At 43.1% G+C, this 26867-nt stretch carries 12 protein-coding genes; 10 read left to right on the top strand and 2 right to left on the bottom strand.

Annotation, left to right across the window (positions count from 1 at the left end; all coding sequences use genetic code 11):
- The first annotated feature begins 27 nt into the window (after nt 1–27).
- The 4 genes from LY11_RS07580 to LY11_RS07565 are packed head-to-tail and all read left to right on the top strand — an operon-like array spanning nt 28 to nt 15275.
- Entirely contained in the window at nt 28–12099 is a 12072-nt protein-coding gene (locus tag LY11_RS07580; protein WP_146610813.1) for a fibrobacter succinogenes major paralogous domain-containing protein, read from the top strand.
- A 29-nt stretch (nt 12100–12128) separates the two neighbouring features.
- On the top strand, nt 12129–13568 hold the full coding sequence (locus LY11_RS07575) for a redoxin domain-containing protein (RefSeq protein WP_111633108.1): 1440 nt from the start codon (nt 12129–12131) through the stop codon (nt 13566–13568).
- 16 nt (nt 13569–13584) lie between these two features.
- Nucleotides 13585–14343: a gliding motility-associated C-terminal domain-containing protein gene (locus LY11_RS07570; protein ID WP_111633107.1), complete on the top strand. Its 759-nt coding sequence runs from the start codon at nt 13585–13587 to the stop codon at nt 14341–14343.
- 20 nt (nt 14344–14363) lie between these two features.
- Nucleotides 14364–15275: a PorP/SprF family type IX secretion system membrane protein gene (locus LY11_RS07565; protein ID WP_111633106.1), complete on the top strand. Its 912-nt coding sequence runs from the start codon at nt 14364–14366 to the stop codon at nt 15273–15275.
- On the opposite strand, the gene LY11_RS07560 is transcribed toward LY11_RS07565, so the two are convergent.
- Both LY11_RS07560 and LY11_RS07555 read right to left on the bottom strand, forming a co-directional pair.
- Entirely contained in the window at nt 15276–16709 is a 1434-nt protein-coding gene (locus tag LY11_RS07560) for a sensor histidine kinase (protein ID WP_111633105.1), read from the bottom strand. It abuts the gene before it with no gap.
- Between the two features lie 38 nt (nt 16710–16747).
- Entirely contained in the window at nt 16748–18532 is a 1785-nt protein-coding gene (locus LY11_RS07555; protein WP_111633104.1) for an ATP-binding protein, read from the bottom strand.
- An 87-nt stretch (nt 18533–18619) separates the two neighbouring features.
- Here LY11_RS07555 and LY11_RS07550 point away from each other — a divergent pair, with 87 nt between their 5' ends.
- The 6 genes from LY11_RS07550 (at nt 18620) to LY11_RS07525 (ending at nt 26297) form a co-directional block, all read left to right on the top strand.
- On the top strand, nt 18620–18991 hold the full coding sequence (locus tag LY11_RS07550; RefSeq protein WP_111633103.1) for a hypothetical protein: 372 nt from the start codon (nt 18620–18622) through the stop codon (nt 18989–18991).
- Between the two features lie 204 nt (nt 18992–19195).
- Nucleotides 19196–20011, top strand: coding sequence for an MbnP family protein (locus LY11_RS07545; RefSeq protein ID WP_111633102.1), 816 nt, complete (start codon nt 19196–19198; stop codon nt 20009–20011).
- Complete coding sequence (locus LY11_RS07540) at nt 19992–21059, top strand: cytochrome-c peroxidase (protein ID WP_317047981.1); 1068 nt, start codon at nt 19992–19994, stop codon at nt 21057–21059. The genes LY11_RS07545 and LY11_RS07540 overlap by 20 nt, the downstream gene beginning before the upstream one ends.
- An 8-nt stretch (nt 21060–21067) precedes the next feature.
- Complete coding sequence (locus tag LY11_RS07535) at nt 21068–21988, top strand: transporter (RefSeq protein ID WP_111633101.1); 921 nt, start codon at nt 21068–21070, stop codon at nt 21986–21988.
- Nucleotides 21989–22180: 192 nt separating this feature from the next.
- Nucleotides 22181–25396, top strand: a complete 3216-nt coding sequence (locus LY11_RS07530) for a TonB-dependent receptor (RefSeq protein WP_170132651.1) — start codon at nt 22181–22183, stop codon at nt 25394–25396.
- Between the two features lie 10 nt (nt 25397–25406).
- Entirely contained in the window at nt 25407–26297 is an 891-nt protein-coding gene (locus LY11_RS07525) for a glycerophosphodiester phosphodiesterase family protein (RefSeq protein WP_111633100.1), read from the top strand.
- Nucleotides 26298–26867 lie beyond the last annotated feature (570 nt).

The following is a 26867-nucleotide window of genomic DNA, read 5'->3' as shown; positions in this document are numbered from 1 at the left end:
GTCAGGAAACAAAGAGAAACACAGATTTTGAATAAACTACTACAACATATTGTTAAGCTTATATATTTCTTCTTGCTCGTTGGAATTTCAAACGTTTCAGCACAGGGCTATTTCAGGGTAATTGGAGGAATTCCTCATTTACCGGTTTTGGCACCTTCGGCTGTACCGGCTCCGGCAATGGGAATGCTGATCTATAGTAGTATTGACAAACAACCCTTAATCTATAACGGCTCAACCTGGGAAACATTCTGTAGCAGCAACCTCAATACCACGACTGTAAAAGACTACCTGGAAGTCAAAACTGGTATACCCTATTTATCCGCACTGACTGCAGAACCCGCAGGTACAAACGCAACCGGAGGCGTGTATTTTTCGAAGATCGAGAATACGATGAAAGTCTATGATGGTATTACCTGGTGGTCTGTTGCCAAACTCTACGGCAAAGGTGATTTTACGCAAAACACAGGCTTCTCTACCAACAGCGGAATGAAGATCTCTAAACTTCCTGTGCTCAGCAGTAACCCTGCACCCCTTGGTCTTTCTCCCGGAGCTATTTACATTAATTCACAGTCTAAAGCTATTCGTTACTATACCGGAAGCGTATGGAATGACATTAGCTGTCTTCCGGTAATTTCTACCCTGATCCCTGCCAAAATCACTAATATTTCTGCACTCAGCGGTACTAATATTATCAATAACGGCGGCTCCGCAATTACCACTTACGGAATCTGCTGGGATACTTCCGCTAACCCGGAAATCACGCTGAGCAGTAAAACAGAGAATCCAGTATTTGGAAATGATACCGGGATTTTTCCAGGAGTGATGTCCGGGCTCAAAGCCAATACCGTTTACCATGTGAGAGCTTATGCGATCAACAGTGCAGGTCTTGTCTATGGGGAGGACTTAACATTCACTTCAGCGCTGGCTTCCCTGCCAGATATTATCACTTTAGACATTGACAACTTCTCACCAGTGATGGCCAATAGTGGTGGTGACATCAGAAGCGATGGTGGTGCCCCGGTTACTAAAAGAGGGATTATCTGGAGTAAAACAGCAGACCCGGCAAATGATCCCAATGCTATCACTACCCTCGACGGTTCTGGTGTAGGTATCTTTCCAAGCCGTTTAATTGACCTGTTAAGAAACACGACCTATTACGTGATGGCTTATGCCGTGAATGTGATTGGAACCGCTTATGGTAACCTGTTACAATTTACTACCCCGCGTGCAACAGCGCCAGTATTAAGTTCGCCGAATATTAAAATTACAGACATTACCGATAAGTCCGCAGTCAGTGAAGTGACCATTATTAATAATGGGGGTGAACTGGTTACCGAACGTGGCATGAGCTGGAGTACAGATCGTGTGAACATAATTTATGGCCCATCCACTACGGTGAACGCAACAGACATCGGAACCTTTATCTGTAACCTGAATAATTTGCAGGAAGGCACACTTTATTACGTTCGCGCTTATGCTAAAAACAGTGTAGGCATTAGCTATAGCAGTGAATCCAGCTTTGTAACGAGTTCTGTACCTACAATCAGTACCATTAAACCCTTTAACTATGATATGGCCAGCCATATCGACGGGTCGCCGGAAAGTTATAACGGAACCAATGCCATGACGGGCGGCGATATTACCAGTAACGGCGTATCGGCCATCACTAAACGTGGTGTGGTCTGGAGCACAAGCCCGCAGCCTACGATTGCTTTAGCTACTAAAACTGCACAAAATATTTCCGGTGACGGCAAAGGTCTTTATAATAATTATCTGAACGCACTTACCCCGGGAACCAAATATTATGTACGCGCTTATGCCACTAATAGTAAGGGGACAGGTTATGGAGAGGAGCTGAGTTTTACAACCCCGCAATTAGCCACCTTAATTACAAATCCCGCTATTCTGATTAAAAGTACAACCCTCAGCAGTGGTGGAAATATTACCGATGATGGCCGTATGCCAGTGCTTAGCAGAGGCCTGGTATGGAGTACGGAAGAAAACCCGGATCTGGACGGAACTTTTACAAAAGACGGTAAGGGAAGCGGCATCTTTGTCAGCGACTTAAAAGACCTGATGGGCAGTACCAAATATTATTTGCGTGCCTATGCAACCAATTATGTAGGCACGAGTTATGGAGCAGCTCAAATCGTAACTACCGCTCCACCAGAAAAACCAAATGTGATCACTTCATCAGTGGAAGGCGGCGACGGAACTACCGCAAAAGGAGGGGGGACTATTAAGGATAACGGAGGCGCAGAAGTAACCAGTCATGGAGTAATCTGGAGCCTGATCTCAGGATTTACGCCCGATCTTTCTGTAGGAAATAAAACCAGTCAAACTGAAAAGCTCAACAAATTTACCAGTACGCTAGACCAGCTTTTACCCAACAAAACTTATTACGTCAGGGCTTATGCTGTGAACAGTGCAGGGGCAGGTTATGGCGAAGAAGTCAGCTTTAAAACATTTACCCTGGCTTCACTGATTACTACCCCGGCCACTAACCTGACCAGTATAACCGCAACCAGCGGAGGAGATATTTTTAGTGATGGCGGCGACAAAGTTACCAAAAGCGGAATTGTATGGAATACCACTGGAAACCCAACTATTGACCTGACTACGAGAACCCAGAATGGCATAGGTATCGGAACTTTTATCGACCCTATTAAAGACTTAATGGGAAGTACCACCTATTACGTAAAAGCCTATGCTATAAATAAAGCAGGCGTTTCTTATGGTAATGAGATCAGCTTCACGACAACCCCTCCGGTTTCGCCCATATTGACCACTATAGAAGTAACAGACATTACCGGAAGCACCGCAGTAAGCGGCGGACACGTCATCAGTAACGGAGGATCCTTGCTTTCCGGGGCAGGAGTAGTCTGGAATACGCTTTCCGGCTTTCAGCCAGATACAGCAACCACTCAAAAAACAGTACAGAATGTTAAAGGTGATTTTGTAAGTATATTGACAGGGTTAACTCCCGGTACTACTTATTATGCCCGTGCATACGCAGCAAATTCTGCTGGCCTGACCTTTGGTAACCAGGTGGTTTTAAGAACAGCTACCCTGGCTACCTTAACTACCCTGAAACCTATCGCACAAACTATTACCAGTACCTCTGCAACCAGTGGGGGCACGATCCTGGGTAACGGCGGATCTTATATCCAGAGCAACGGAATTTGCTGGAGCACTAACCCTGAACCTACCATCGCCGACCAGTTTGTAGTAGCCGGTTCCGGCTCTGGTAGTTTTACCGCAGACCTTAAAGACCTGATGGGTTCTACGACCTATTATGTACGTGCTTTTGCCACTAATTTTGCAGGTACAGCTTATGGAAACCAGGAAACCCTGGAAACAAAACCTGCTGTAAAAGCCACGCTGACTACCAGGGCAATTACTGGAATTTCAGGTACTGCAGCAATCAGCGGCGGAAATATTAGTAGTGAAGGTGGTGCCCTGGTTACAACCAGGGGGATTATCTGGAGTTTGAATCCAGACTTCGATCCTGCTGCTGAACTCACGAACAGAACCGCAGAAACAGGTTATGGAAAAGGGCTTTTTACGAGCAACCTGACCAATCTTTCCATCGGTAAAACTTATTACGTTTGTGCTTATGCAGTCAGTAAAGCGGGTACTGCCTATGGAAATATCCTGAGTTTTGTCACGACCAGAAAAGCAACAATTGTAACGACTTTACCCTCGCTCATTACCCATACTGCTGCCGTTACCGGAGGTACTATTTCTGATTCCGGAGGTTCTCCGGTTACTGGCCGCGGAGTATTCTGGAGTACGGTTGAAAACTTTGAACCCGATGAGCGCTCACTGGATAAAACTGAAGACAGGGCAGGTACAGGGAATTTTGATAGCTTCCTGAAAGACCTGAAGCCTTCTACGCAATATTATATCCGGGCTTATGCCTTAACCAATACTGGAATGTCTTATGGACAGCAGGTTAGTTTAACCACAAACCCAGCTACAGTTCCGGTATTAAGCACTACAGCGGCAAACCAGCTCACGGTAACCACCGCTTCAAGCGGAGGGAATATTACTGACGAAGGCGGCATGCCATCTACTACCCGTGGGGTAATCTGGAGTACTCAGGCCGATTTTATCCCTGAATCCATCCTGCTGGACCGCACTACACAAACAGGATCAGGTAAAGGTATTTATACAAGTAATATAACTAATCTGACCCCGGGTATCCAATACTATGTACGCGCCTATGCCCGTAATGGCGTAGGTTACGGTTATGGAAACCTGGAAAGCTTTGTGACCAAACCATCCATTGCAGCAACAGTGACCACCAGTGCAGTTAGCCAGATTACCGGAACAACTGCCGTTGGTGGTGGAAATATAATCAGCAACGGAAATACCACGCTGAAAACTATGGGAATTGTATGGAGTGTTTATCCTGACTTCAATCCGGATACGATCTCTAAGAATAAAATTACCATGGCTGGTCAGGATAAAGGCGTTTTCGCGGTTAGTATGACTAACCTTAAACCGGGAATAACTTATTATGTCCGGGCTTATGCAATTAATAGTGCAGAAACTTCTTACGGAGACGTGACCAGTTTCACCACAATTGGATTGCCGGTTATTGTGACGAATTCACCAGGATTAATCACGAATACCACAGGTTTAATGGGCGGTACAGTTACCAGTGCCAGCGGAGGTATAATCAGCAGCCGGGGAGTTTACTGGAGTACTGTAGAAAACTTTGAACCGAATCCTTTATCACCGGATAAAACCATTAATGGAGGAGGTACAGGTAGCTTTGACAGTCAGTTGAAAGACCTGATGGCCGATACCAGGTATTATGTAAAAGCCTATGCAACCAACGTTGCAGGTACCGACTACGGGCAACAGGTTGGCTTTACAACTTATCCTCCGGGACTGCCTTTATTAACTACTGTTAACCCTGTGCTGATTACCGGGACAACGGTTTACTGTGGTGGAAATATTACCGAAGAAGGTGGCGTTCCTACCACCATAAGAGGGGTAGTGTGGAGTACCACACCTAACTTTAACCCAGAGACAGAAACGGTGCACAGAACGCTGGAAGGTGGTGCAGGAAAAGGAATCTTTAACAGCCAGGTTACCGGCTTGCAACCAGGTGCCAAATACTATATCCGCGCTTATGCCACTAACAGAGTGGGCGTAGGTTATGGAAACGAATTGAGCTTTACCACACAAAATTATGCCACCTTAACCACCACAGAGATCTCTGAAAATGCCAAAGGATCTGCAATGAGCGGCGGGGTGATCAGCAGTGATGGCGGTTCAAAAGTAACTGTCCAGGGCTTATGCTGGAGTACCAGTCCAAACCCCACTTCAGAACTCCTGTCTAAAACAATTGACAAAGGGACAGGCACGTTTATCAGTCAGCTGAAAAACCTTGCTCCTTCCACTTTATACTATGTCAGAGCTTATGCCACCAATGGTTTAGGTACAGCTTACGGGAATGAAATTAGTTTTGTTTCAGCAGCAGTCCCTCCAACTTTAACTACTACAGATCCTGTGATCACCAGCGGAACAACAGCAAGCAGTGGCGGTATTATCACTTCAGCTGGTGGAGCGGCAATTACCAGTAAAGGTATTGTATGGAGCAGCAAGATAGATTTTGATCCTAAACTAGAAACGGTCAACAGAACAAATGATGGTTCTGGTCAAAATACCTTTATCAGTGAACTGAAAGACTTAGTAAGAAGTACAGCTTATTATGTGCGTGCTTATGCAGAAAACAGTGCCGGGATCACTTACGGTAACCAGTTAACAGTAACCATATTCCCGACTTCGCCAATTCTGTTAACCACTAAGGTGACTGAAATAACAGGTACAACAGCGACCAGTGGTGGAAAAATTACCAGTGATGGTGGTGCTACAGTCACTAAACGTGGTATCTGCTGGAGTACGCAGCAAAACCCGACCAACACCTTATTGACAAAAACAGTGGATGCACTGGGAGGTGATGGAGACTTTACCGGTAAAATGACAGGGCTGTTGCCGAATACAATTTACTATGTGAGAGCTTATGCCGTGAATGGAATCGGAGTGGCTTATGGTTTGGAAGAATCATTTATTACACTGGCTCCTCCAACGCTGACAGCGACCTCACCGATAAACAATATCCGTGCTACTATAGCTACCAGCGGTGGAGAAATTACCGATGACGGAAGAACGCCGATCTTAAGCAGAGGAATTGTGTGGGACAGATACAGTGATCCGACAATTTCACTGGCTACAAAAACCTTAGATAACTTGACCAAAGGTATAGGCACATTTACGGCAGATTTATCTGGTTTAACACCGAATACAACTTATTATGTGAGAGCTTATGCGACCAATCTGGTTGGCATCACTTACGGAAGTCAGACGCAGTTTAAAACCAATACAGTGAGCTTGCCAACACTAACCACTACCAGTATAGCTTCGATAGACGGCTATTCAGCGAAAGGTATAGCAGAAATTACCGATGACGGAGGAATGCCGGTCGTCACCCGTGGATTTGTATGGGGCACCACTACTTTACCAACAGTTGCTTCCACAGGAAAAATTGTGAACGGTATTGGAGGTACAGGCATATTTGACAATGTTTTTGGTGGAATGATTCCCGGAACAACTTATTATGTACGTGCATTTGCCACCAATAGTGAGGGTACTGCTTATGGAAATGAAATTATACTGGCCTCTGCAGCGGTTGTTCCTAACCTGAGCGCGGTAACGATTTCTAATATTCAGCTGAATAGTGTTGCGGCCTTAGCGAGCTTATCATTTAATGGCGGATCTGCGATCACTGATCTTGGTTTTATCTGGAATACAGAAGATGTTATTCCGGCAGCTGCGGTTGGAAATAACTTAAGTATTGGTGCGGTCGGAACCTCCATTTCAGGAATGCCCGCCAATTTATTACCCGCTACTAAATATTATATCTGGGCATACGGTAAGAATGCGATCGGAACAGGGTACAGCGTGAAATCAACTACATTCAGCACCAGGGATTTTGCTAAAGTAACGACTACCCCGGCCTCTGCAATTACCAAAAATTCCTTTACTTCAGGCGGTACTATCCTTGGTGATGGCGGATCTGACATTACTCAAAAAGGTGTAGTCTGGAGTGAAAAGAACAACCCAACTATAGCTGATCTGACTAAAACTAACCAGGGAGCTGGAATAGCAAACTATGGAAGTACTGTCAGTGGATTGAATTTCGGGACCCTTTATTATTTCAGAGCCTACGTAACTAATGCTATAGGGACAAGTTATGGTAACCTGGACAGTTTAACCACTATTAATATCCCAACAGTTACCACTACAGCAGCCACCAATATTTTAAGTACAACAGTAACTGCAGGCGGAGAAGTAACTAAGGACGGCGGAGCAGCGGTGACTGCCAGAGGGCTTGTGCTGGCCTTAACACCTGAGCCTACCCTGGCATCCTCGCTAAAGACGGCTGACGGTGCTGGAATGGGTGTTTTTACCAGTAATCCAAAATCATTAGCCATAGCTACTAAATATTATTACAGAGCTTATGCCACCAATAGCGTAGGTACCGCTTACGGTAAGCAGGATAGTGTGACTACTGCTGCGGTTCTTCCGGTGGTTGAACAGGTGAAACTATCTGAAATTACAGAGAATACAGCAAAAGGAACATCGGCTGTTACCTCCGATGGTGGTGCCCCGGTAACAGCGAGCGGACTCGTTTGGAATACAACCGGAACCCCTACCTTAGAAGACCATGTAATTGTCAGTAAAGATATAAACACAATAATCGGTGTGCTGGAAGGATTAGAAGAAGGACCGGCTTATTACGTCAGGGCCTATGCCACCAATAATGTTGGCACAGCCTATAGTGCAGTTGCAGTAAACTTTAAAATCTGTAAACCGCTTACGGTGATACACAAAGCGGGAATCAGCGGTGCGCCGACAGATAAAAAGATCACCTATGAAACCGTAGGTTCCAATATTTCAGGAGACTATAAATGCTGGATCACCAGAAACTTAGGTGCAGACCAGCAGGCCACAGCAGTTAATGATGCTACAGAGGCTTCTTCAGGCTGGTACTTCCAGTTTAACCGTTTACAAGGCTACCAATATGATGGAACAACACGTACCCCAAGTCAGATTGTAGCACCATGGGTATCTTCAAATAGTGAGCCGACGGGCTGGCTGGCTGCAAATGATCCATGTACGCAATTGCTGGGCAATGGCTGGCGGATTCCAACCATTTCAGAATGGACAGCTGTTATTGGCGCTCCGCAAAACTGGAAAACTAATGCTGATGCCTATAATTCTATTTTAAAACTGCATAATGCCGGAGATCTTACCACCATTGGTGGTCTGAGCGTCAGAGGAGCGAACAGCAACTATTGGAGCAGTACGGTTTATGGTAATATTACCCAGGCCTATTTTTATTACAATACCAGGATTAACTATAATGATAAAGGAGTAGCATTACCAGTTCGCTGTTTACAAGATGGAGGCATGACCAGCGTTCCTTCTTTAAGTAACGTAGAGATTCCCTCAGCTACTATAACTGCTAATACCGCCGAAGCTTTGGCAGCAGTTATCAATTCTGGCAGCAGTCCGGTAACCAGCAGAGGGCTGGTCTGGAATACGACTGGAAATCCTGGAATGGGAGATCAGGTAATTTCTGCCGGAACTGGTTTAGGAGAAATGGCAGGTACGCTAAGAGGACTGGATGAAAAAGCAGTTTACTATGTGCGTGCCTTTGCGACTAATAGTGTTGGTACTGCATTTAGTCCGGCGGTAGCCACTTTTAAAGTTTGTTTACCAATTACGATTATTCATACTGCCGGATTAAATGGAGCGCCGGTAGATAAAACAGTAACGTATAAAACAATCAGTTCAACTGTTTCTGGTGAAGCCAGATGCTGGATCACTCAGAATCTTGGTGCAGATCAGCAAGCTAAGTCAGCGACCGACGGAACAGAAGCAAGTGCCGGCTGGTACTTCCAGTTCAACAGAACGCAGGGTTATAAACATGACGGAACTGTCCGCACACCAAATGATCCTTTAACACCGTGGGTTGGAAACATAGATGAAGCTGGGCAGTGGTTAGCTGCTAATGATCCATGTTTCAGGATGATGGGTGGTGGCTGGAGAATGCCTACCGGTACAGAATGGAAGAACGCAATTGCTACTCAATATTGGAGATCAAGTGCCGATACCTATAACTCTGTTTTAAAAATTCATGCTGCGGGTGCTATTGTGACTGATGCCTTAGGTGCCAGAGGAACTGATTCCCGTTATTGGAGCAGTTCGGCAGTATCTTCCGGAGCTGGAAATATATTGGCTAACGGTACTGCCAGTGTCGCGAATAAAGGTACAGCCTTGCCTGTTCGTTGTCTTCGTAATGAGGTCATCGCTACTTTGCCTTCAGTGAGTAATGTGATCCTGCCATTGGCAGACATGACTGAAACTACAGCAAATGGATCTGCTACCATTAACCCGGACGGGAATGCAGCTGTAACCTCCCGCGGTTTTGTATGGAATACCACAGGTAACCCGACGCTTTCAGATCAGGTGGTGCCAATGGGAACCGGAACAGGAAAAATCAGCGGATTAATTTCTGGGTTGGAGAATGGCCCTACTTATTATGTGAAAGCATTTGCAACCAATAGCGTAGGTACAGCCTACAGTGAAACTACAACCAGCTTTAAAATCTGTATGCCATTTACAGTAATTCACAGAGCAGGACTGAATGGATCTGCTGTAGATAAAACCATCATTTATGGTTCGGTAAGTACTAAAATATCAGGTACCGATAAATGCTGGATCACCAGGAACCTGGGGGCAGACCAGCAGGCTACAGCAGTTAACGATGCAACAACAGCTTCTTCAGGCTGGTACTGGCAGTTTAACCGCTTGCAAGGTTATCAGCATGATGGAACCACCCGTACCCCAGGTGCGGTAATGGCACCGTGGGTTACCTCAATTAGTGAATCTTCAAGCTGGCTGGCTGTCAATGATCCATGTACACAAATGCTGGGCAATGGCTGGCGGATACCAACCAGTACAGAATGGTTGTCAATAAGTGCTACTCCTCAAAACTGGAAAACCAATACTGATGTCTATAATTCTTTCTTAAAATTGCATAATGCCGGAGATCTGGCTAATAATGGCGCATTAAACATCAGAGGAGCGAATAGTAACTACTGGAGCAGTACAGGTTATGGGAATATCAGCCAGGGATATTTCTATAACAATACCAGGATAAATTACAATGATAAAGCCGTAGGCCTGCCGCTTCGCTGTCTGCAGGATGAGGTTGTAAAACGTCTTCCTTCGGTGACTAGTGTGGTAGTACCGGCAGAAAGCATAACGATTGCCGCCGCTGTAGCCAATGCCACGGTGACCAATAGCGGTGGAGCTACAATAACCAGCAGAGGTTTAGTCTGGAATACGACCGGAAACCCGGGTATGAGTGATCAGGTGATTGTTTTAGGTACTGGTATTGGAGATATAACCAGTAGTTTGAAAGACCTGAACGAAAAATCTGTTTATTATGTGCGTGCCTTTGCAACCAATAGTGTAGGTACAAGCTTAAGTGCAACGGTGACGAGCTTTAAAGTTTGTTTACCTTTTACCATTACGCATACCGCCGGACTGAACGGAGTACCAGTAGATAAGACGGTAACTTATAAAACAGTAAGCACAGCCTATTCCGGAGAAGCACGCTGCTGGATAGCGCAGAATCTTGGCGCAGACCAGCAAGCGGCCGCAGTGAACGATGGCGCAGAAGAATCAGCAGGCTGGTACTTCCAGTATAACCGTTTACAAGGTTACAAACATGACGGGACTACCCGTACCCCGAATGATCCTTTGGTGCCCTGGATAACCAGTATTATAGAAGCTCCGCAATGGTTAGCTGCCAATGATCCATGTGTAAGAATGCTGGGCGGTGGCTGGAGATTACCAACAGCTGCAGAATGGACAAAAGCTATTGCCCCTCCTCAATACTGGAGGTCGAATGATGATATATATGCTTCTTTATTGAAGCTGCATACAGCAGGTTACCTGGTTAACACCGCAGGATTAACTTCCAAAGGTACTGATGCCCGTTACTGGAGCAGCACTTCAGCTGCAAACGGAACTGCGACTGCTTTTTACGGCTGGAGACTGCTGGAGTCTGATAAAGCTTCTGCACTGCCTGTTCGTTGTCTTCGGAACGAGGTGGCTTCTACCATTCCTTCGGTGAGTAATGTGGTCCTGCCATTGTCAGAAGTAACAGCTACTACGGCTAAGGCATCAGCTATCATTAACCCTGACGGACGTGAAACCGTAACTGCCCGCGGTTTTGTCTGGAACACGACTGGTAACCCAACACTTGCAGATCAGGTGGTGCCAATGGGAAATGGTATAGGCACAATCAGCGGATTAATTTCTGGTTTGGAGAATGGCCCTACCTATTATGTGAAAGCATTTGCAACCAATAGCGTAGGTACAGCCTATAGTGAAATTGCAACCAGCTTTAAAGTATGTATGCCATTTACGGTAATTCACAAAGCAGGAATAAAAGGATCTGCTGTAGATAAAACCGTGACTTATGGTTTGGTAAGTACTAAAATATCGGGTGTCGATAAATGCTGGATTACCCAGAATCTGGGCGCAGACCAGCAGGCTACAGATTTAAAAGATGCAACCGAAGCCTCTTCAGGCTGGTACTGGCAGTTTAACCGTTTACAAGGTTATCAGCACGACGGAACAACACGTAAACCTGCAAGCGTCTGGCTTAGCTCAATTAGTGAATCTTCGGGCTGGGTTGTTGCAAATGACCCATGTACACAATTGCTGGGCATGGGCTGGCGGGTTCCAACCAGTACGGAATGGATCTCAGCTATTGCCACTCCGCAAAACTGGAAAGTTGCGGCTGATGCGTATGCTTCTGTATTGAAACTCCATGCTGCCGGAGATCTGGCTGCCACTGGCGCATTAAATATCAGAGGCGTTAACAGCAACTACTGGAGCAGTACAGGTTACGGGAATATCAGCCAGGGCTATTACTTCAATAATGTAAGAGTAACCTATAATGATAAAGCAGTTGGCTTACCGCTGCGCTGTTTAAAAGATTAAATAACAAGAAATAAATAATAAATATAGAAATGATCAAGAACCAATTTAAAAACGCAGTGCGGCCTTTATCCATTGCATTTTTATGCCTGCTTGGAGTCCATGCAAAAGGACAGGATGTGAGTCTGAAAATACATTTATCAGGCGTGTCCAAAAGTAAAATTACTTTACAATCTATCTCAGGGTCTTCTCTGAAAACCATAGCTGAAAAACCGGTCGTTAAAAACGGCGAAATAGCAGTGCTGCAAATTCCTAAAGCAGAACTGCCTGCTGAATTTGTTTTGCGTTTCGACTACCAGGAAAAAGAAACCAGTAACCCTTATCCGGCAGAAAGACATATTTTCATTAACCAGCAAAACCTGGAATTATGGGCGCGTCCTAAAGCATTGAATCATCCGGACAGCACTTATTTTCAAAAGGAAGAAATAGAGAATACTTTATTCGTCACTTTTTCAAAAGACAATGAAAAGAAAAGAGCACAGTTAGGCTTGCTGCAAAATTTCCTGATGAATTATGACCAGCCGGATTCTAAGTTTTTTACGCTTGGTACTCAGGAATATGAACAAAGAAGATTAACCTATAACAGCTGGATAAAGTCACAGATTGAACAGCATAAAGCTACTTTCATCAGCAGTAGTTTTCCTTTTCAGTATGTGTCTCCGATTTTATGGAAAGGAACAGAAACTGACCGCATGAACAGTGTCATTGAACACTACTTTGACGGAATGGATTTCAAAAATCCGCTGGTGCTGAAAACAGCAGATCTTAAAGACTGGATGGATAAATACGTGAACATCTATGGCGCAATGTCTACGACAGTTCAGCTTCGTGATTCTTTATTTACACTGGCAGGAAAAAGAGCAATTGAAAAAGTGCGTACTGGCCACCCTTTGGTTTACGGCTGGATGGTTGACTATTTCTACACCGGTTTTGAAAGTTTCAATATGACCGCCGGGATTAAAATGCTGGAGCCTTACCTGAATGATCCTTTATGTTTAACAGCTAAAAGAAAAGCAATTGAACAGCGATTAAAAGGAATGGAAACATTGGTTAACGGCTCTGTTGCCCCCGATTTTAGCTGGACACTGAGTTCTGGTAAATCGGTGCAGTTTCATGCTTATAAAACTGAAGCTAAGTACAAATTAGTGTTGTTCTGGTCGGCAGAATGCCAGCATTGTAAAGACCTGCTGGATAAATTACATCCCTGGTATCAGCAAGCGGCAAACAGAGAGCTGATGGATGTATTTGCGATTAGCCTGGATGAAACAGAAACGGAGATCCCGGCCTGGGAAAAAGCAAAAGTTAACCTGCCGGCTTTTAAACATAAAAGAGCAGCACAGGGAATCAGAAGCCCTGAAGCCAGCGCTTATTTTGTATTGTCTACGCCAACCCTGGTTTTGGTAGATGCGAAAACCAATAAAATTGTTGCCCAGCCTGAAACTGTAGAGCAGTTGCAGGCAGCTATGAAATAAGTAATCAAAAGATCAGATGAAAAAGATAATTGTATCAATTGCCATGGGGCTGCTGCTGTTTGGCAGCCAGCGCTTAAAAGCTCAATTAAGTGTAGGTGCTGACGGCTTGTTTATTCAGGGTGGAACCGTATTCAGTACTGATGGATTAACTCTGGTACCGACCAATGACTGGGGATTGAATAACCTGAAAGTTATTCAAAGTCCTGCGGTTGTGATCTGGCCACGATATAATAGTATTCAGCGGATGTACAGATTTAGTAAACCCATCAACTTTGAAGGAGAAGTTGCATTGAGTTTCCTGGATATAGAACTCAATGGAAACGAAGCAAGAGACCTGGTGCTGGCACATGCTAAAGTAACCAGTACGAACTATAAAGATTATACGCTGGTTAAAGAAAGTGTCTCTTCTGAAAAGGAACGGTATGTGGGACAGTTGTTTACTAAACCCATTATTTTCTCAGATCTGAATGCCGTGAGTATGGTTTCTACCAGTGCCGTACTGTATAAAGATATTGAAGCCAATAATATGATTACGCCTAACGGGGATGGGGTCAATGATGTATGGATTGTGAAAAATATACTGCAGTATCCAAATAATGAGCTGAAGATCTTTGACCGCGAAGGACGGGTCGTCTTTTCGAAAATCGGGTATGACAATACCTGGGACGGACAGTTTAACGGAAATCCGTTACCCGAAGATACTTATTACTATATCCTTTACATCGATTCAGGAAAAGCACAAAAGAGCGGCTTTATTACACTAGTGAAAGAATAATATTTAATATAAAATAAAGAATGATAAAATTTTTACCTCAACAATTGGTGTGTACAGCCTTATTGACGATCAGCTTGTTTACTGGTCTGCAAAAAGTTTCCGCACAAATAAGGCCTTTGGGAACTCAATACTACGAAAATCAATATATCAGTAACCCAGCCTTTGCCGGGATGGACGATGGCATGAATATCAATATGAGCTACCGGAATCAATGGAGGGCAATACCAGGCTCCCCGGTTACCATGGCGGTGAGTGGTGATTACCGGGTAGTCGATAAAGTAGGGATTGGTTTCAATGTATACAATGATAAAGCCGGACTGATCGGGCGCACCCGTGTGATGGGAACTTATGCTTATCACTTACCACTGAACCTGGAAAATAATGCACTGCATTTTGGGATTTCCCTGGGTATGATGAAAGAACGTCTGGATGAAAATAGTATCATTGCTACACCCGATGATCTGGCAGCGGCAAGGTATAATCAACGCAAAAGTTATGTGGATGGAGACTTTGGAATAGCTTATACTACGGAAAGGCTGACTTTACAGGGCGCTTTACCGAATCTTAAAAAGTTCTTTAAAAAGGATGAAGCCAATACGGTTCTCGGATCAACTTACCTGGTTGCAATGTCTTATAAAATAGGAACGACATTGGATGTGGTTTCTTTGGAACCTAAGATCAGTTTCAGAGGAGCGAAGGATATTGATAATATCTGGGATATTGGGACCAACCTGAAATTGCAGAATAACCTGATTTCTTTCCTGGGAATGTACCATAGTGACAAGAGTTCTACTTTTGGTGTGGGCCTGAACTATGAGAACTTTTTTATCCAGGGGTTTTATACCAGTCAGCTTGCCGGAGAGCGTCAGCGTACGGGGGGAGACTTTGAGATTAATCTAAAAATTAACCTGCTTAAAGACCAGCGGAGATAGTTATACAGCTTTGGTGGGAATGACAATCGTAAAGGTTGTTCCCACACCAGCTTCACTTTTTACCGTAATATTCCCTCCCATTTCAATGGTCTGCTTTTTGACCAGGTATAAGCCGATCCCGTGGCTGTCCTGTTCGGTATGAAAAGTCTTGAACAAACCAAAAATCTCACTGCCGTATTTATTTAAATCGATTCCCTTTCCGTTGTCTGTAATGATCAGCTGTACGCTGTTTTCTTTTTGACGGGTCTTCAGGGAAATCTTGTTCTGACGCAGGGGGTCCCGGTATTTAATGGCATTGGTAATCAGATTTTGCAGGATACTTTGCATATATATTTTAGCAAACGCGACTTCGGCAACTTCATCGAAGTCTGCTTCGATAACCGTTCCTGAATGTTCAATCTGCATCTTATGATTGGATTGTACTTCTTCCAATAGCTTGGCAAATACAACTATTTCTTTGAGCAACAATCCGTTTTTTTGCTGCTTCAGTAAAATAATAAGGTCATCCAGTTTGTGAAACAACCCGGTGGAGACATTCTTTAACATTTTAAATACGGGGTCATTTACTTTATCCTGATCTTGTTCTTCCAGCATCCTGATCAACGCCTGGATATTGTTTAACGGCCCCCTCAGATCATGTGAAATGATGTGTGTAAAATGTTCCAGTTCGGAATTCCTTGAAGAAAAGGTTTCACTTAAATTCCGCAGTTCCTGCTGATGGGTGAGGAGCCTTGAATTCTGTTGTTCCAGCGCATCAAATAGGTCGGTAATCTTTTTCTGGCGTTTCTTTAGCTTGAAGTTCATAATCGCCATTACCACGATGACGATCGTACTGAAAAATAACAGGCTGATCTTGGTCCGGGTCAGTGTTTCGGAAACCTTCTGATCTTCAGTTTGTATATTGTCATAAAAATCTTTTAATAGGTTATTACAGATTTCCCTGATTTTATTCATCTGATTTTCACCCACATCAGAGTTAATCTCTTCCAGTACTTGTGCGTCTTTATGTTCGTTTTTCAGCTGTATTGTTCTTTCGAGCTCTGTACGTTTTTCTGCAATGGCTTTGTTGAGCATCATCACATCCTTGATATTCTCCGCTTTAAAGTTTTTGGTGATGTGATGGGTTAATCTTTTTTGATTGTCAGAAACAACCTCAATTGCCCGGGTATAAGGCATGATATATTTCTTCCTGCCGGTCAGGATATAACCCCGTTCCCCGATCTCGGCATCTTTCATATTACCCAGAATGCGGCGCGTGAGCAGCATGGCCTTCTCATTCTGCTCTCTTTTTCTAAGCCTGTCTTTATTTTGACGGATCAGGTGAAAGAAAAATATACCATTAATCAATATCGCCGTAAAAATGATCAGGATTAAGAGTTGTACTGTTCGTCTGCTGTAAATGTGCTGGAGTTGATGCCGTGTGTTAAGCTTCATAGGTATTTCGACTTTATGGGTAATCAACAGAGCGCTGGTTATTTGCCGGATAATTGCTGGACAACGCCTTCCAGTTTTTCTTTTAACAACTGAGAGGAGAAAGGCTTGGTGAGGTAATCATCCAGGTAAGTAAAACTAAAGGACTGCTGAATATCTACATCGCTAGAGGCAGTCAGTGCAATAATTTTAATTTTAGACATGTTCACGTCTGGTAATTCTCTGATGTGTCTGGAGGCTTCGAACCCGTCCATAACAGGCATATGAATATCCATCAGCACCACATCAAAGCCCCCGGTTTTTACCATATCCAGGGCTTCTTTACCGTCTTTGGATAGCGAATAATTACAATTCCACTGGTCAAGAATCTTTTTGAGCAGCATAATATTGATAATGTTATCTTCTGCAATCAGGATGTTCAGGTTACTGATCGTAGAAATGGCCGGGCTCACCAGTTGTTCAGTTTCGATTGGGGCTACCGCTGCTGCAAGCTCATACCTAATCTCAAAAGAAAAGACTGAACCGACATTTTCTTCACTTTCCAGGATCAGTTTGCTCAAATGCAGGCCAATCAGCCTTTTGACGATAGCAAGCCCCAGACCTGTTCCTCCATAACGTTTAGTAATGTTGTTATTCGCCTGTAAAAAAGGTTCAAAGATAATTTCCTGTTTGTTCTTTGGAATACCAATGCCCGAATCTTTAATGGCAAAATGTAGCAGGACATGTTTGGCTGTCCGGTTTTTGGTCGCGACCAGGATTTCTATTTGTCCGCCGTTATCTGTGAATTTCAGGGCATTGGAAATCAGGTTATTTAAAATCTGGGCAAGCCTGGTCTGGTCACCAATAATATGGAGCGGAACATTTTCGAAATCTAAATTCAACCGGATGTCAATGTTCTTCTGTTCTGCCTTTGGACGGAAAGAAGCGAGTATATTCTGCAGCAGCAAGCTCAGGTTAAAAGGAGATTTATTCAGCGTAATCTGGTCTTCATTCATTTTACTGAAGTCCAGGGTATCGTTGATCAGCGCCAACAGGTTCTCTGCTGAGAAACGCAGTACGGCAAGATTTTCTTCCTGATCTTTCCTTGGGTTTTCTACACTTAAAATGTTAATCAGCCCGATTACCGCATGTAAAGGGGTGCGTAATTCGTGAGACATAGAGGAGAGAAAATCTGCTCTTAACTTAGTCGCTTCCTGTGCTTCTTTAAGTGCTGATTGTAATTGTGTATTCAATTCTCTTTCCTTAGAGTTACTTTTAAAAAACGATTTAAAGAATTCATAGTGCATAGTGATCAGGATGCCGAAATTGACAATCAGCGCCAACATAAATGAACTGTTATTCAATTGCAGCGGGGTGACGGTCATTTTTCCATTCTGACCACTGGTTAATAGCAGGTGGGCGATAACAGGGATTACACTGCCCAGTGAATAGACGATGCCCCAGTTTTTCCCCAGGATGTAAAAGCTGGCAGAAATAATGATCAGGATGATTTGTAAACTGACCAGGTTAATACCAAAAGTATACATCAGCAGGTTTGTCCAGATCACGCTGCAAAGTGATAAGAGGAAAAGATGGCCTGCCAGCTGCCAGTTTTTTTTCTCCAGCATCAGGTAAAGTCCGCCAGACATGGCGCTGATCGAAACCACTAACCTTGCTGTGGTTTTATAATCTCCTCTGATCAGGGACTTTGTGCAAATGACTGTTAATAAGGCTATCATCAGGATTAATCCAAAGGTTAAAATTCTGATTCTGGATTGCATTAAAGGAATTTGCTTATCTCTTAATAAGGTCGCATACTTTTCTCTAAGCCGGATAATAATATTCATATGGCTGATCTTGGAGTCAATATTACAAAAAAAAGGGTTCCGTTTTTAAGAACGAAGATTTTTAATAATGTTTACCTTTGCAGTTAAATGCTAAACCGTCTGATCGCAATCCTTGTATTAGTCACACTGATAGGTGCAAACCTGTCCAGGTTTATTGTTTACGCTGGTTTTGAGGCTAATCAGCAGTTTATTGCCGCAAATCTTTGTGAAAATAAATCACGCCCATGGATGCACTGCAATGGCCATTGTTATCTGATGAATAAGTTAAGACAGACGCAAGAGAAGGAAAAAAAGCAAGAACGTGCGGAACAGAAAAGCCGCTACCATGAAGTTTTACCTGGTGAAACGCTGAAAATAGCGTTCAAATTCCCTGTTTTTAAGCTTATTTATCCAGAATGTATTCCTCAAAACACGGTGCAGCGTTCATTTGCCATATTCCACCCACCCCGAAACGTATAATATTATCTTCTAATGTAAATGCTGCTGTTTGTACCAAACGGTAAGCTGGGTTATGCCCTGTCCATTAACTTATTAATTGCTGGATGCTGTTTAATATTCGTCTGAATTTAAACGGGGTCCTTAATCCTCGGTAACTGTTGAAAATAGTTGCTGAGCCGGGCTATGCTTTAAGGCATGCCCCGGATACTTTAATTTAAAATTTTTATGAAATCTATATATAAATACGCGGTAGTAATTTTCTATTTGCTGACTGTAATTTCGGCTTGTTCTAAAAAGAATGATGCACAACCTGTTTCGGCTAATAAAGCGACTTTAAGTCTGCAATTTGACAACATAGTGGGTGACCGCAACCTGCAGCTCCAAACTGGTACCTATAAAAATGCTTCCGGAGAGCAGTTCTCTATACAGCTGCTGCAATATTTTATCAGCAATATCAAGGTCAAAACTAAAGATGGCCAGGAATTTATCGTCCCCCAGGAAGAAAGTTATTTCCTGGTGAAGGAAAGTGACGGGGCTTCACAGTTCTGCAAGGTTAAAGTTCCTGAAGGAGATTATCAGACCCTGACCTTTACTTTGGGGGTGGATAGTTTAAGAAATACAATGGATATTACTAAACGGACTGGTGTACTGGATCCAACCGGGGGAATGGACAATGGCATGTACTGGGGATGGAACAGCGGGTACATTTTCTTTAAAATGGAAGGAACTTCTGAACAAGCTCCGGTTGATCCGACTGGTGTGCGTAAATTCAGGTTTCATATTGGTGGTTTCGGTGGTTATTCGGCACCAACTTTCAATAACATCAAAACGGTTACGGTAGATCTTTCTGCCGCGGGAATAGCCCGTGTAAGGGGGGGCAGGGAAAGTAATGTTCATTTCCTGGTGGATGTGATGAAAATGTTCAACGGTAAAACCAATATCAGCATCGCGGCTAATCCACAGGTCATGTTCAGTAATTATAGTGTGAATGTGGCGAATAACTTCAGCAGCATGTTTTACCATGACCATACAGAGAATTAAGGGCATGAAGAAATTGTATCTTTTGCTGCTGGCTTTCAGCCTGTTTATTTATGCGTGCAAAAAGGAAAGCAATATCCAGAACGCGGTCAGTACATTCCTGGGTTTTCAGAAGCCTGCAAACTTTCCCCAGCCAGTTTATAAGCTGGAAAACAATAAGTTCACGGAAGCTGGTTTTTTACTGGGCAGGGCTTTGTTTTATGAGCCCCGGTTATCCAGAGATAATACCATTTCCTGTGGTTCCTGCCATATTCAATCGTCGGGGTTTACACAACACGGGCATGATGTGAGCCATGGAATTGACGACCGTTTAGGCAGCCGGAATTCTCCCCCGATTATGAACCTGGCCTGGAATAAAACTTTCATGTGGGATGGCGGAATTTTCGATCTGGATCTGCAGCCCATCAGCCCGATTACCAACCCGGTAGAAATGGACGAAAAGATCGAAAATGTATTGCTGAAGTTAAAGCAGATGCCAAAGTACGTCACCATGTTTAACCGGGCTTTTGGGACGGATGAGATTACCAATGCACGGATGATGAAAGCGTTATCGCAGTTTATGGTTTTATGTGTCAGTGCAAATTCGAAATACGATCAAGTGATGCGTAAAGAGCAAGGACAGGTTTTTACGCCTGATGAGCAGGCCGGCTATACAATTTTTAAGGAAAGGTGTGGTAGTTGTCATCGTGAGCCTTTGTTCACTGATGGGACTTTCCGGAATAATGGGCTGGCTATCGGGCCTAACAACGACCAGGGACGTTCGATGGCGACACTTCATCCTGAAGATGAATATAAGTTTAAAGTGCCCAGTCTGAGAAACCTGGGTTATACGTCTCCTTATATGCACGATGGCAGGTTCCTGACCTTGAATGGGGTGCTTACACATTATGCACAGGAGGTACAGGCGACCCCGAATCTTGATCCTTTAATGCAGCAGAATGGCAGACTGGGGATCGCTTTAATTGCAGACGATAAACTCAAATTACTTACTTTTTTAAAAACGCTGGATGACAAGGATTTCGTAACCCGGAAAGATCTGGCAGAACAATAATATTCCTTATGAAAAAATATATTTTATTACTTTTTATCAGCCTTTGTAGCTTCAGCACTTTTGCCTGTGATATTTGTGGTTGCGGTGTAGGCAGTTATTACCTGGGGCTTTTACCTGAATTCAATAAACGGTTTATTGGTTTGCGTTATCAGCATAAAACGTTGCGAACCCACCTGGGGCCGGGAGGTAAAACAAGCTATTTGACTACGAATGAAACCTACCAGTCGGCAGAGCTTTGGGGCGGCTGGAACCTGGGCAGTAAATTCCGTGTGCTTTATTTTGTTCCTTATAATTTCAATGAACGGAATAGTGTGGAAACCAAAGGGCAGAAAAGTGGACTGGGCGATATTGCGCTGATGGGCTATTATAATCTTTTCAGCAGCAGAAATACCATAAATGATAAACTACTTGTGCAATCGTTATGGCTTGGCGCAGGGGTAAAAGTTCCCAGTGGTAAATATGAACCCCGTGACAGGGATGTACTGACCGAGTCTCCGAATAATTTTCAGTTAGGCACAGCGAGCACAGATTTTACGCTGAATGCAACTTATGATGTCCGGCTGATGGATTTCGGGGTAAATGTAAATACCAATTACAAAATCAATACTGCCAACAAATATGACTATCGTTACGGGAATAAGTTCACTACCAATGCACTGGCTTATTATAAAATCAGGGTCGCGAAAATGCTGACCCTTGCGCCAAATGCAGGTGTACTTTATGAAACTTCAGCGAAGGATACAGAAAGCAAGAAGTTTGCGGTAGATGTGTCTGGTGGTTATTCTCTGGCTATTTTAACGGGTTTGGAGGCTAACCTCAAAAGGATGTCTTTTGGTCTGAACTATCAGGCTATAGCCGCTCAGGACCTGGCAGCAGGAAGTGTGCGCGCGGGAAACCGGCTGATGGTACATACTTCGGTTGCTTTTTAAGAAAGGCAGAATTTTTATTGGTTGATTATGGCACAGCCCCGGTTTTCGGGGCTGTGTTGTTTATGGAACAGTTTATTTTGATATGCTTTGATTTTGATTTTTATTAACTAATGGTGTGATTTCTTAATACAGACATATTCTGAGGCTAATATAAGGGCATTTAAATTTGCCGAAAAAATAAGTTCAAATCACATGATGAAAAATTTACTCTGCACAGTACTCTTGCTGTTATTTTGTTGTTTTTATAAAAACGAATTAGCAGCGCAAACGACTCAGGCATCTATTTCCGGCATTATAACCGATGACCTTAAAAAAACTATTCCTGGTGCATCCGTGCAAGTCCGGAATGAGTCTACAGGTTTTACAACCAGAACAACAACCAACGCCAAAGGGGAATATACTTTTAAAGAACTCCCTCTTGGAACACCTTATACAGTTACCGCTACTTATATTGGTTTTGGTGAACAAAAGAAAACAGGTTACTCTCTGAATCAGGGGGATGCTTTAAGAATTGATATTTTAATGCAGGATGCTGTAAATAATCTTTCTGTAGTAGAGATTGTTGGTTCGGGAATGAAAAACAAGACGGAAACCTTGGGGGCAGCAACGACGATTTCGGCCAGAGATATTACCAGGCTTCCGGTAAACGGGCGTAATTTTGCTTCCCTGACTGATCTTTCTCCATTAAGTAAAGGCACAAACATTTCCGGTCAGCTGGGTTCATCTACAGGTTTCACGATTGATGGGATGACGGCTAAGAATCCAACTTCGGCAGGTTCCACAACCAGCAGAAGTGGTGCGCCTTATTCGATTTCGATAGAAGCGGTGCGTGAATTCAAGGTCGTAACTAACCAGTATGATGTAACCCAGGGAAGAAGTGGTGGTGGTGCAATCAGCGCAGTAACCAAATCAGGAACGAATACCTTAAGTGGTAGTGCATTTACTTACGGACGTGCAGACTGGTTGTCGAGCCCTTATGATATTAATGGCAATAAACGTAAATCTGATTTTTCTACTTATCAATATGGTTTCTCTTTGAGTGGCCCGATTATTAAAGATAAGTTACACTTCTTTATGGTTTGGGATCATGAAAAGGATTCCCGCCCCTTACAAATTGCCAATATCCTGTCTCCGGCAGATGAAACAAGGTTGAAAATTAACCAGCCTACACTGGACCGTTTCGTTGATATTTCACGCAGGTTATATGGAGTAGCAAATACACCTCAGTTTGGTTCTTTCAATAAAAAACGCGGATCTGATGCTGCTTTTGCACGTATTGACTGGCAGATCAATGAGAAAAACCTGTTAACGGTTCGTGATAATTATACGAACAGCAGAAATCCGCAGGGGTTAGAAGATAATACTGCTATCAATTTATATGAATCTTATGGTAATGATAAGAACGTTGATAATAGTTTCCTGGCTTCCCTGCGTACGTCGATCAGTCCGAGATTGACCAATGAATTAAAGGCACAGCATTTATATACTTACCAGTTAAGTGGTCCTGGTGATCAGTTGCCTTCAGCAAATATTCCACGTGCAGTGGTAGAAGGTGTCACTTCTTCAATCGGTGCGGGCTCCCTGTCAACTGATATTCAGCTAGGTGGTCACCGTTTTGCCCAGGAAGGTTTTACAAATAATGTATTCCAATTAGTTGATAACCTTTATTACAATACTGATAAGGTCAAATATACTTTTGGAGTTGACTTCATGTATACCAACGCACATTCAACTTATGGAAGTGAATTGAACGGACGTTTCTATTTTAGAGAAGATGCCAAAACAGGAACTTCTGCATTGGATAATTTTGAATCGAGAACTCCTTACCGTTATACCAGGGAAGTGCCTTTATTGGCTGATCCGAGTGTAAAACAAGGGATTTATAATTCTGCAATTTATGGTCAGATGCAAACGAAACTTGCTTTAGGACTGGATATGGTTGCAGGTTTACGTCTGGATTACAGCAGCTATCCTAAAGGAAAGTTTAATCAGCTGGTATTTGATGAACTGGGTTTAAGAACTGATAATTCACTTTCTACACTTCAAATTCAGCCACGTGTGCAGTTTAACTGGGACATCAATGATAAGCATCAGGATTTTGTTCGTTTTGGTGCAGGTATTTTCGCTTCAGACATTAACAACTATGCAACGATCAATAATATGGTGTTTGATGGGAATCACCTGGCCTCGATCGATGTAAGGGGGGCAAGTGTACCAAGCCCAGATTTCCCTGGTTACCGCGCAAACCCTGGCAGTGCACCTGGACAAGATTTGTTTGGCCTGCCAGGTGTGAATAAATTAACCACGATCAATGCGAATGCAAATGATGCGCAGGTTCCTGTAGTTTACAAGGCGAATGTATCTTATAGCCGCTTTATTACTGACCGTTTAAAAGTGGGTATTACTGGTTATATGACTTTAGGAAGGCACAATTATATGTATGTAGACCGCAATATGGTTGCTGATCCTTATTTCCGTTTATCAAATGAGGATAACCGGGGTGTTTATGTACCAGCAGGAACCATTCAGAATAGTTCTCCGGATTGGCAACAAGGCCGTATCAGTGACAAGTTAGGCCGTGTTTTGGAATTAAACAGTAAAGGTAAAGTGAACCAGTTTGCAGTAGTGCTTGATGGTAGTTACCAGTACTTTAAGGATGGTGCAATTTCATTCAGCTATACTTGGAATGATGCCAGAGATAATACTTCTTATAATGGTAACGTAGCAAATAGCGCTACTTTATCTTTACCGGTCAAAGATGATCCGCGTGATTTAAGTAAAATGACGGCCTCTGATAACCAGTTCCGCCACAAAATTGTAGTGTATGGAACTTTACCGACCTTTCATGGAATTGGTATTGGTCTTCGTTATTCTGGTATTGGTGGAACACGTTATACGCTATTATCGGGTGGTAACACCAATGGTGACTTTGTAGGAAGTAATGATCTGGCTTTTATTTTTGACAGAAACAATCCTGCAGTTGCCCAGAATGTCCGTGCTGGTTTGCAGGCTGTTTTAGATAATCCGAATGCAAGTCAGAGTGTGAAAGATTATATCCTGAAATACTCCGGACAAATGGCAGAAAGAAATGGCGGGGTCAATAGCTTTTACGGAATCTTTGATTTAAGGATAACCAAGAAGTTTAAATTATATAAAACACATACTTTAGAGTTATCAGGTGATATTTTCAACGTAGCCAACTTATTGAATAAGAAATGGGGCGTGAATGAATCGCTGGGTACCCAGGCTTTGTATTCGCTTGGTATTCCTAAAACGGCAACTACACCTGCTGTAGATGGATTTGATAAAACAACTAATAATTTTGTTTACAGAGTGAATGGTGCTGGTGTGGTTAAGCCTTCAGGTAATCCTTATCAATGTCAGATTGGACTTCGTTACAGTTTTTAATTATCGCTATATGAAATATTTGTTTTTAATCGTTGGTTGTTTTGGTTTATCTACTGCAATTGCCCAGCAAAAAATTGATGTACAAGGCCATCGTGGCGGAAGAGGAATTATGCCGGAAAACTCTATAGCGGCCATGCTGCATGCGGTAGATCTTGGAGTAAGGACATTAGAATTGGATTGTGTAATCTCAGAGGACCAGCAGGTTGTTGTCTCTCATGATTTATATATGTCTGCCGATTTTATGCTAAAGCCTGATGGTACAGCAATAACCAAGGCAGAGGAAAAATCCCTTTTGTTATATAAAATGCCTTATGCGATGATCAAGAGCTATGACGGCGGAACAAAGGTGAATGCTGCTTTTCCAAAACAACAGAAGTTAAAAACGGTGAAGCCGTTGTTAGCGGTATTAATTGATAGTGTGGAGGCTTATGTAAAGGCTCATCATTTGAAACCGGTTGCTTATAATATTGAAATCAAGAGTTCGGCTGAAGGTGATGTTACAGCGCATCCGGTTCCTGAAGTATTCGCCAGATTAGTGATGGACATACTGAAGGCTAAGGGAATCACTAAAAAAGTCACGATACAATCATTTGATACCAGGCCACTGGCCGTATTACACAAGCAGTATCCTAAACAGAAGCTTTCTTACCTGGTTGCAAACAAAGACAGCTTTAAAGTTAACCTGGGCAAGCTTGGCTTTACGCCTGATACCATAAGTCCATATTATCTAATGATAGATGAGGAATTTGTAAAAGATGCGCATACACTAGGTATGAAGGTTTTACCGTGGACTGTAAATGATGAGTTGTCTTTGAAAAAGATGGCAGCGCTTAATGTAGATGGTATTATCTCTGATTATCCGGATTTAGCTGTTTCGCTGTTCGGAAGTTACCAGAAATAAATTAAATATTCTTCTGAAATGGCCATGCTGTTTCCTTGCTTAATCTCCTGAACAGGGGAGTGGCCTGGAAAACAGCATGGCTTTTTTGTAGCTTAAGGTTTTATTTTGGCACGGGACTGACCTGGTTCTGAGTGACTCCTTTGTGAATCCATGTCAGGTCTGCTTAAAGCTCGTAGTGAGTCCACGTATTTATAGGGGAAAAGGTGGACTCACTGTGACTCATGGTGGACTCATAGAGAAGTCAATACGAACGCAAACCGGCCGGAATAAAAACTTTCTTTATCTGGTTAATAGGGATAGTATGAGAATAAACAATTGGATTTTCGAAAAATAAGGCAGCAGAAATTGTTGCTGATATAGGGTCAACAGGGAGAATTCGGTTATAATTTCCGGTAGATTCCAGAGTTAGCTAAAAGGCAAATAGCTAAGCTTCTCTTCTTAAATCAGAAGGGAAGCTTTTTTTATTTGCCGCTTTACGTTAAGCGACACAAAGTGGGGATTTATTCTGTGTATGGGGAAAATAATTCCCTTATTGAGCATTTATTTCCCCTTACACGCTGTATGGGGAGT

Source organism: Pedobacter cryoconitis (assembly GCF_003259615.1).
Classification (GTDB): domain Bacteria; phylum Bacteroidota; class Bacteroidia; order Sphingobacteriales; family Sphingobacteriaceae; genus Pedobacter; species Pedobacter cryoconitis.
The sequence above is the reverse complement of the archived record's forward strand: the minus strand, read 5'-3'. Positions and strand labels throughout refer to the sequence as shown.

Bases quoted from the DNA above. Each gene is read 5' to 3' on its own strand.
- LY11_RS07570 (WP_111633107.1), top strand. From the start codon at position 13,585: ATGAAAAAGATAATTGTATCAATTGCCATGGGGCTGCTGCTGTTTGGC.
- LY11_RS07525 (WP_111633100.1), top strand. From the start codon at position 25,407: ATGAAATATTTGTTTTTAATCGTTGGTTGTTTTGGTTTATCTACTGCA.
- LY11_RS07560 (WP_111633105.1), bottom strand. From the start codon at position 16,709: ATGAAGCTTAACACACGGCATCAACTCCAGCACATTTACAGCAGACGA.
- LY11_RS07535 (WP_111633101.1), top strand. From the start codon at position 21,068: ATGAAAAAATATATTTTATTACTTTTTATCAGCCTTTGTAGCTTCAGC.
- LY11_RS07565 (WP_111633106.1), top strand. From the start codon at position 14,364: ATGATAAAATTTTTACCTCAACAATTGGTGTGTACAGCCTTATTGACG.
- LY11_RS07540 (WP_317047981.1), top strand. From the start codon at position 19,992: ATGACCATACAGAGAATTAAGGGCATGAAGAAATTGTATCTTTTGCTG.
- LY11_RS07545 (WP_111633102.1), top strand. From the start codon at position 19,196: ATGAAATCTATATATAAATACGCGGTAGTAATTTTCTATTTGCTGACT.
- LY11_RS07555 (WP_111633104.1), bottom strand. From the start codon at position 18,532: ATGAATATTATTATCCGGCTTAGAGAAAAGTATGCGACCTTATTAAGA.
- LY11_RS07550 (WP_111633103.1), top strand. From the start codon at position 18,620: ATGCTAAACCGTCTGATCGCAATCCTTGTATTAGTCACACTGATAGGT.
- LY11_RS07530 (WP_170132651.1), top strand. From the start codon at position 22,181: ATGATGAAAAATTTACTCTGCACAGTACTCTTGCTGTTATTTTGTTGT.
- LY11_RS07575 (WP_111633108.1), top strand. From the start codon at position 12,129: ATGATCAAGAACCAATTTAAAAACGCAGTGCGGCCTTTATCCATTGCA.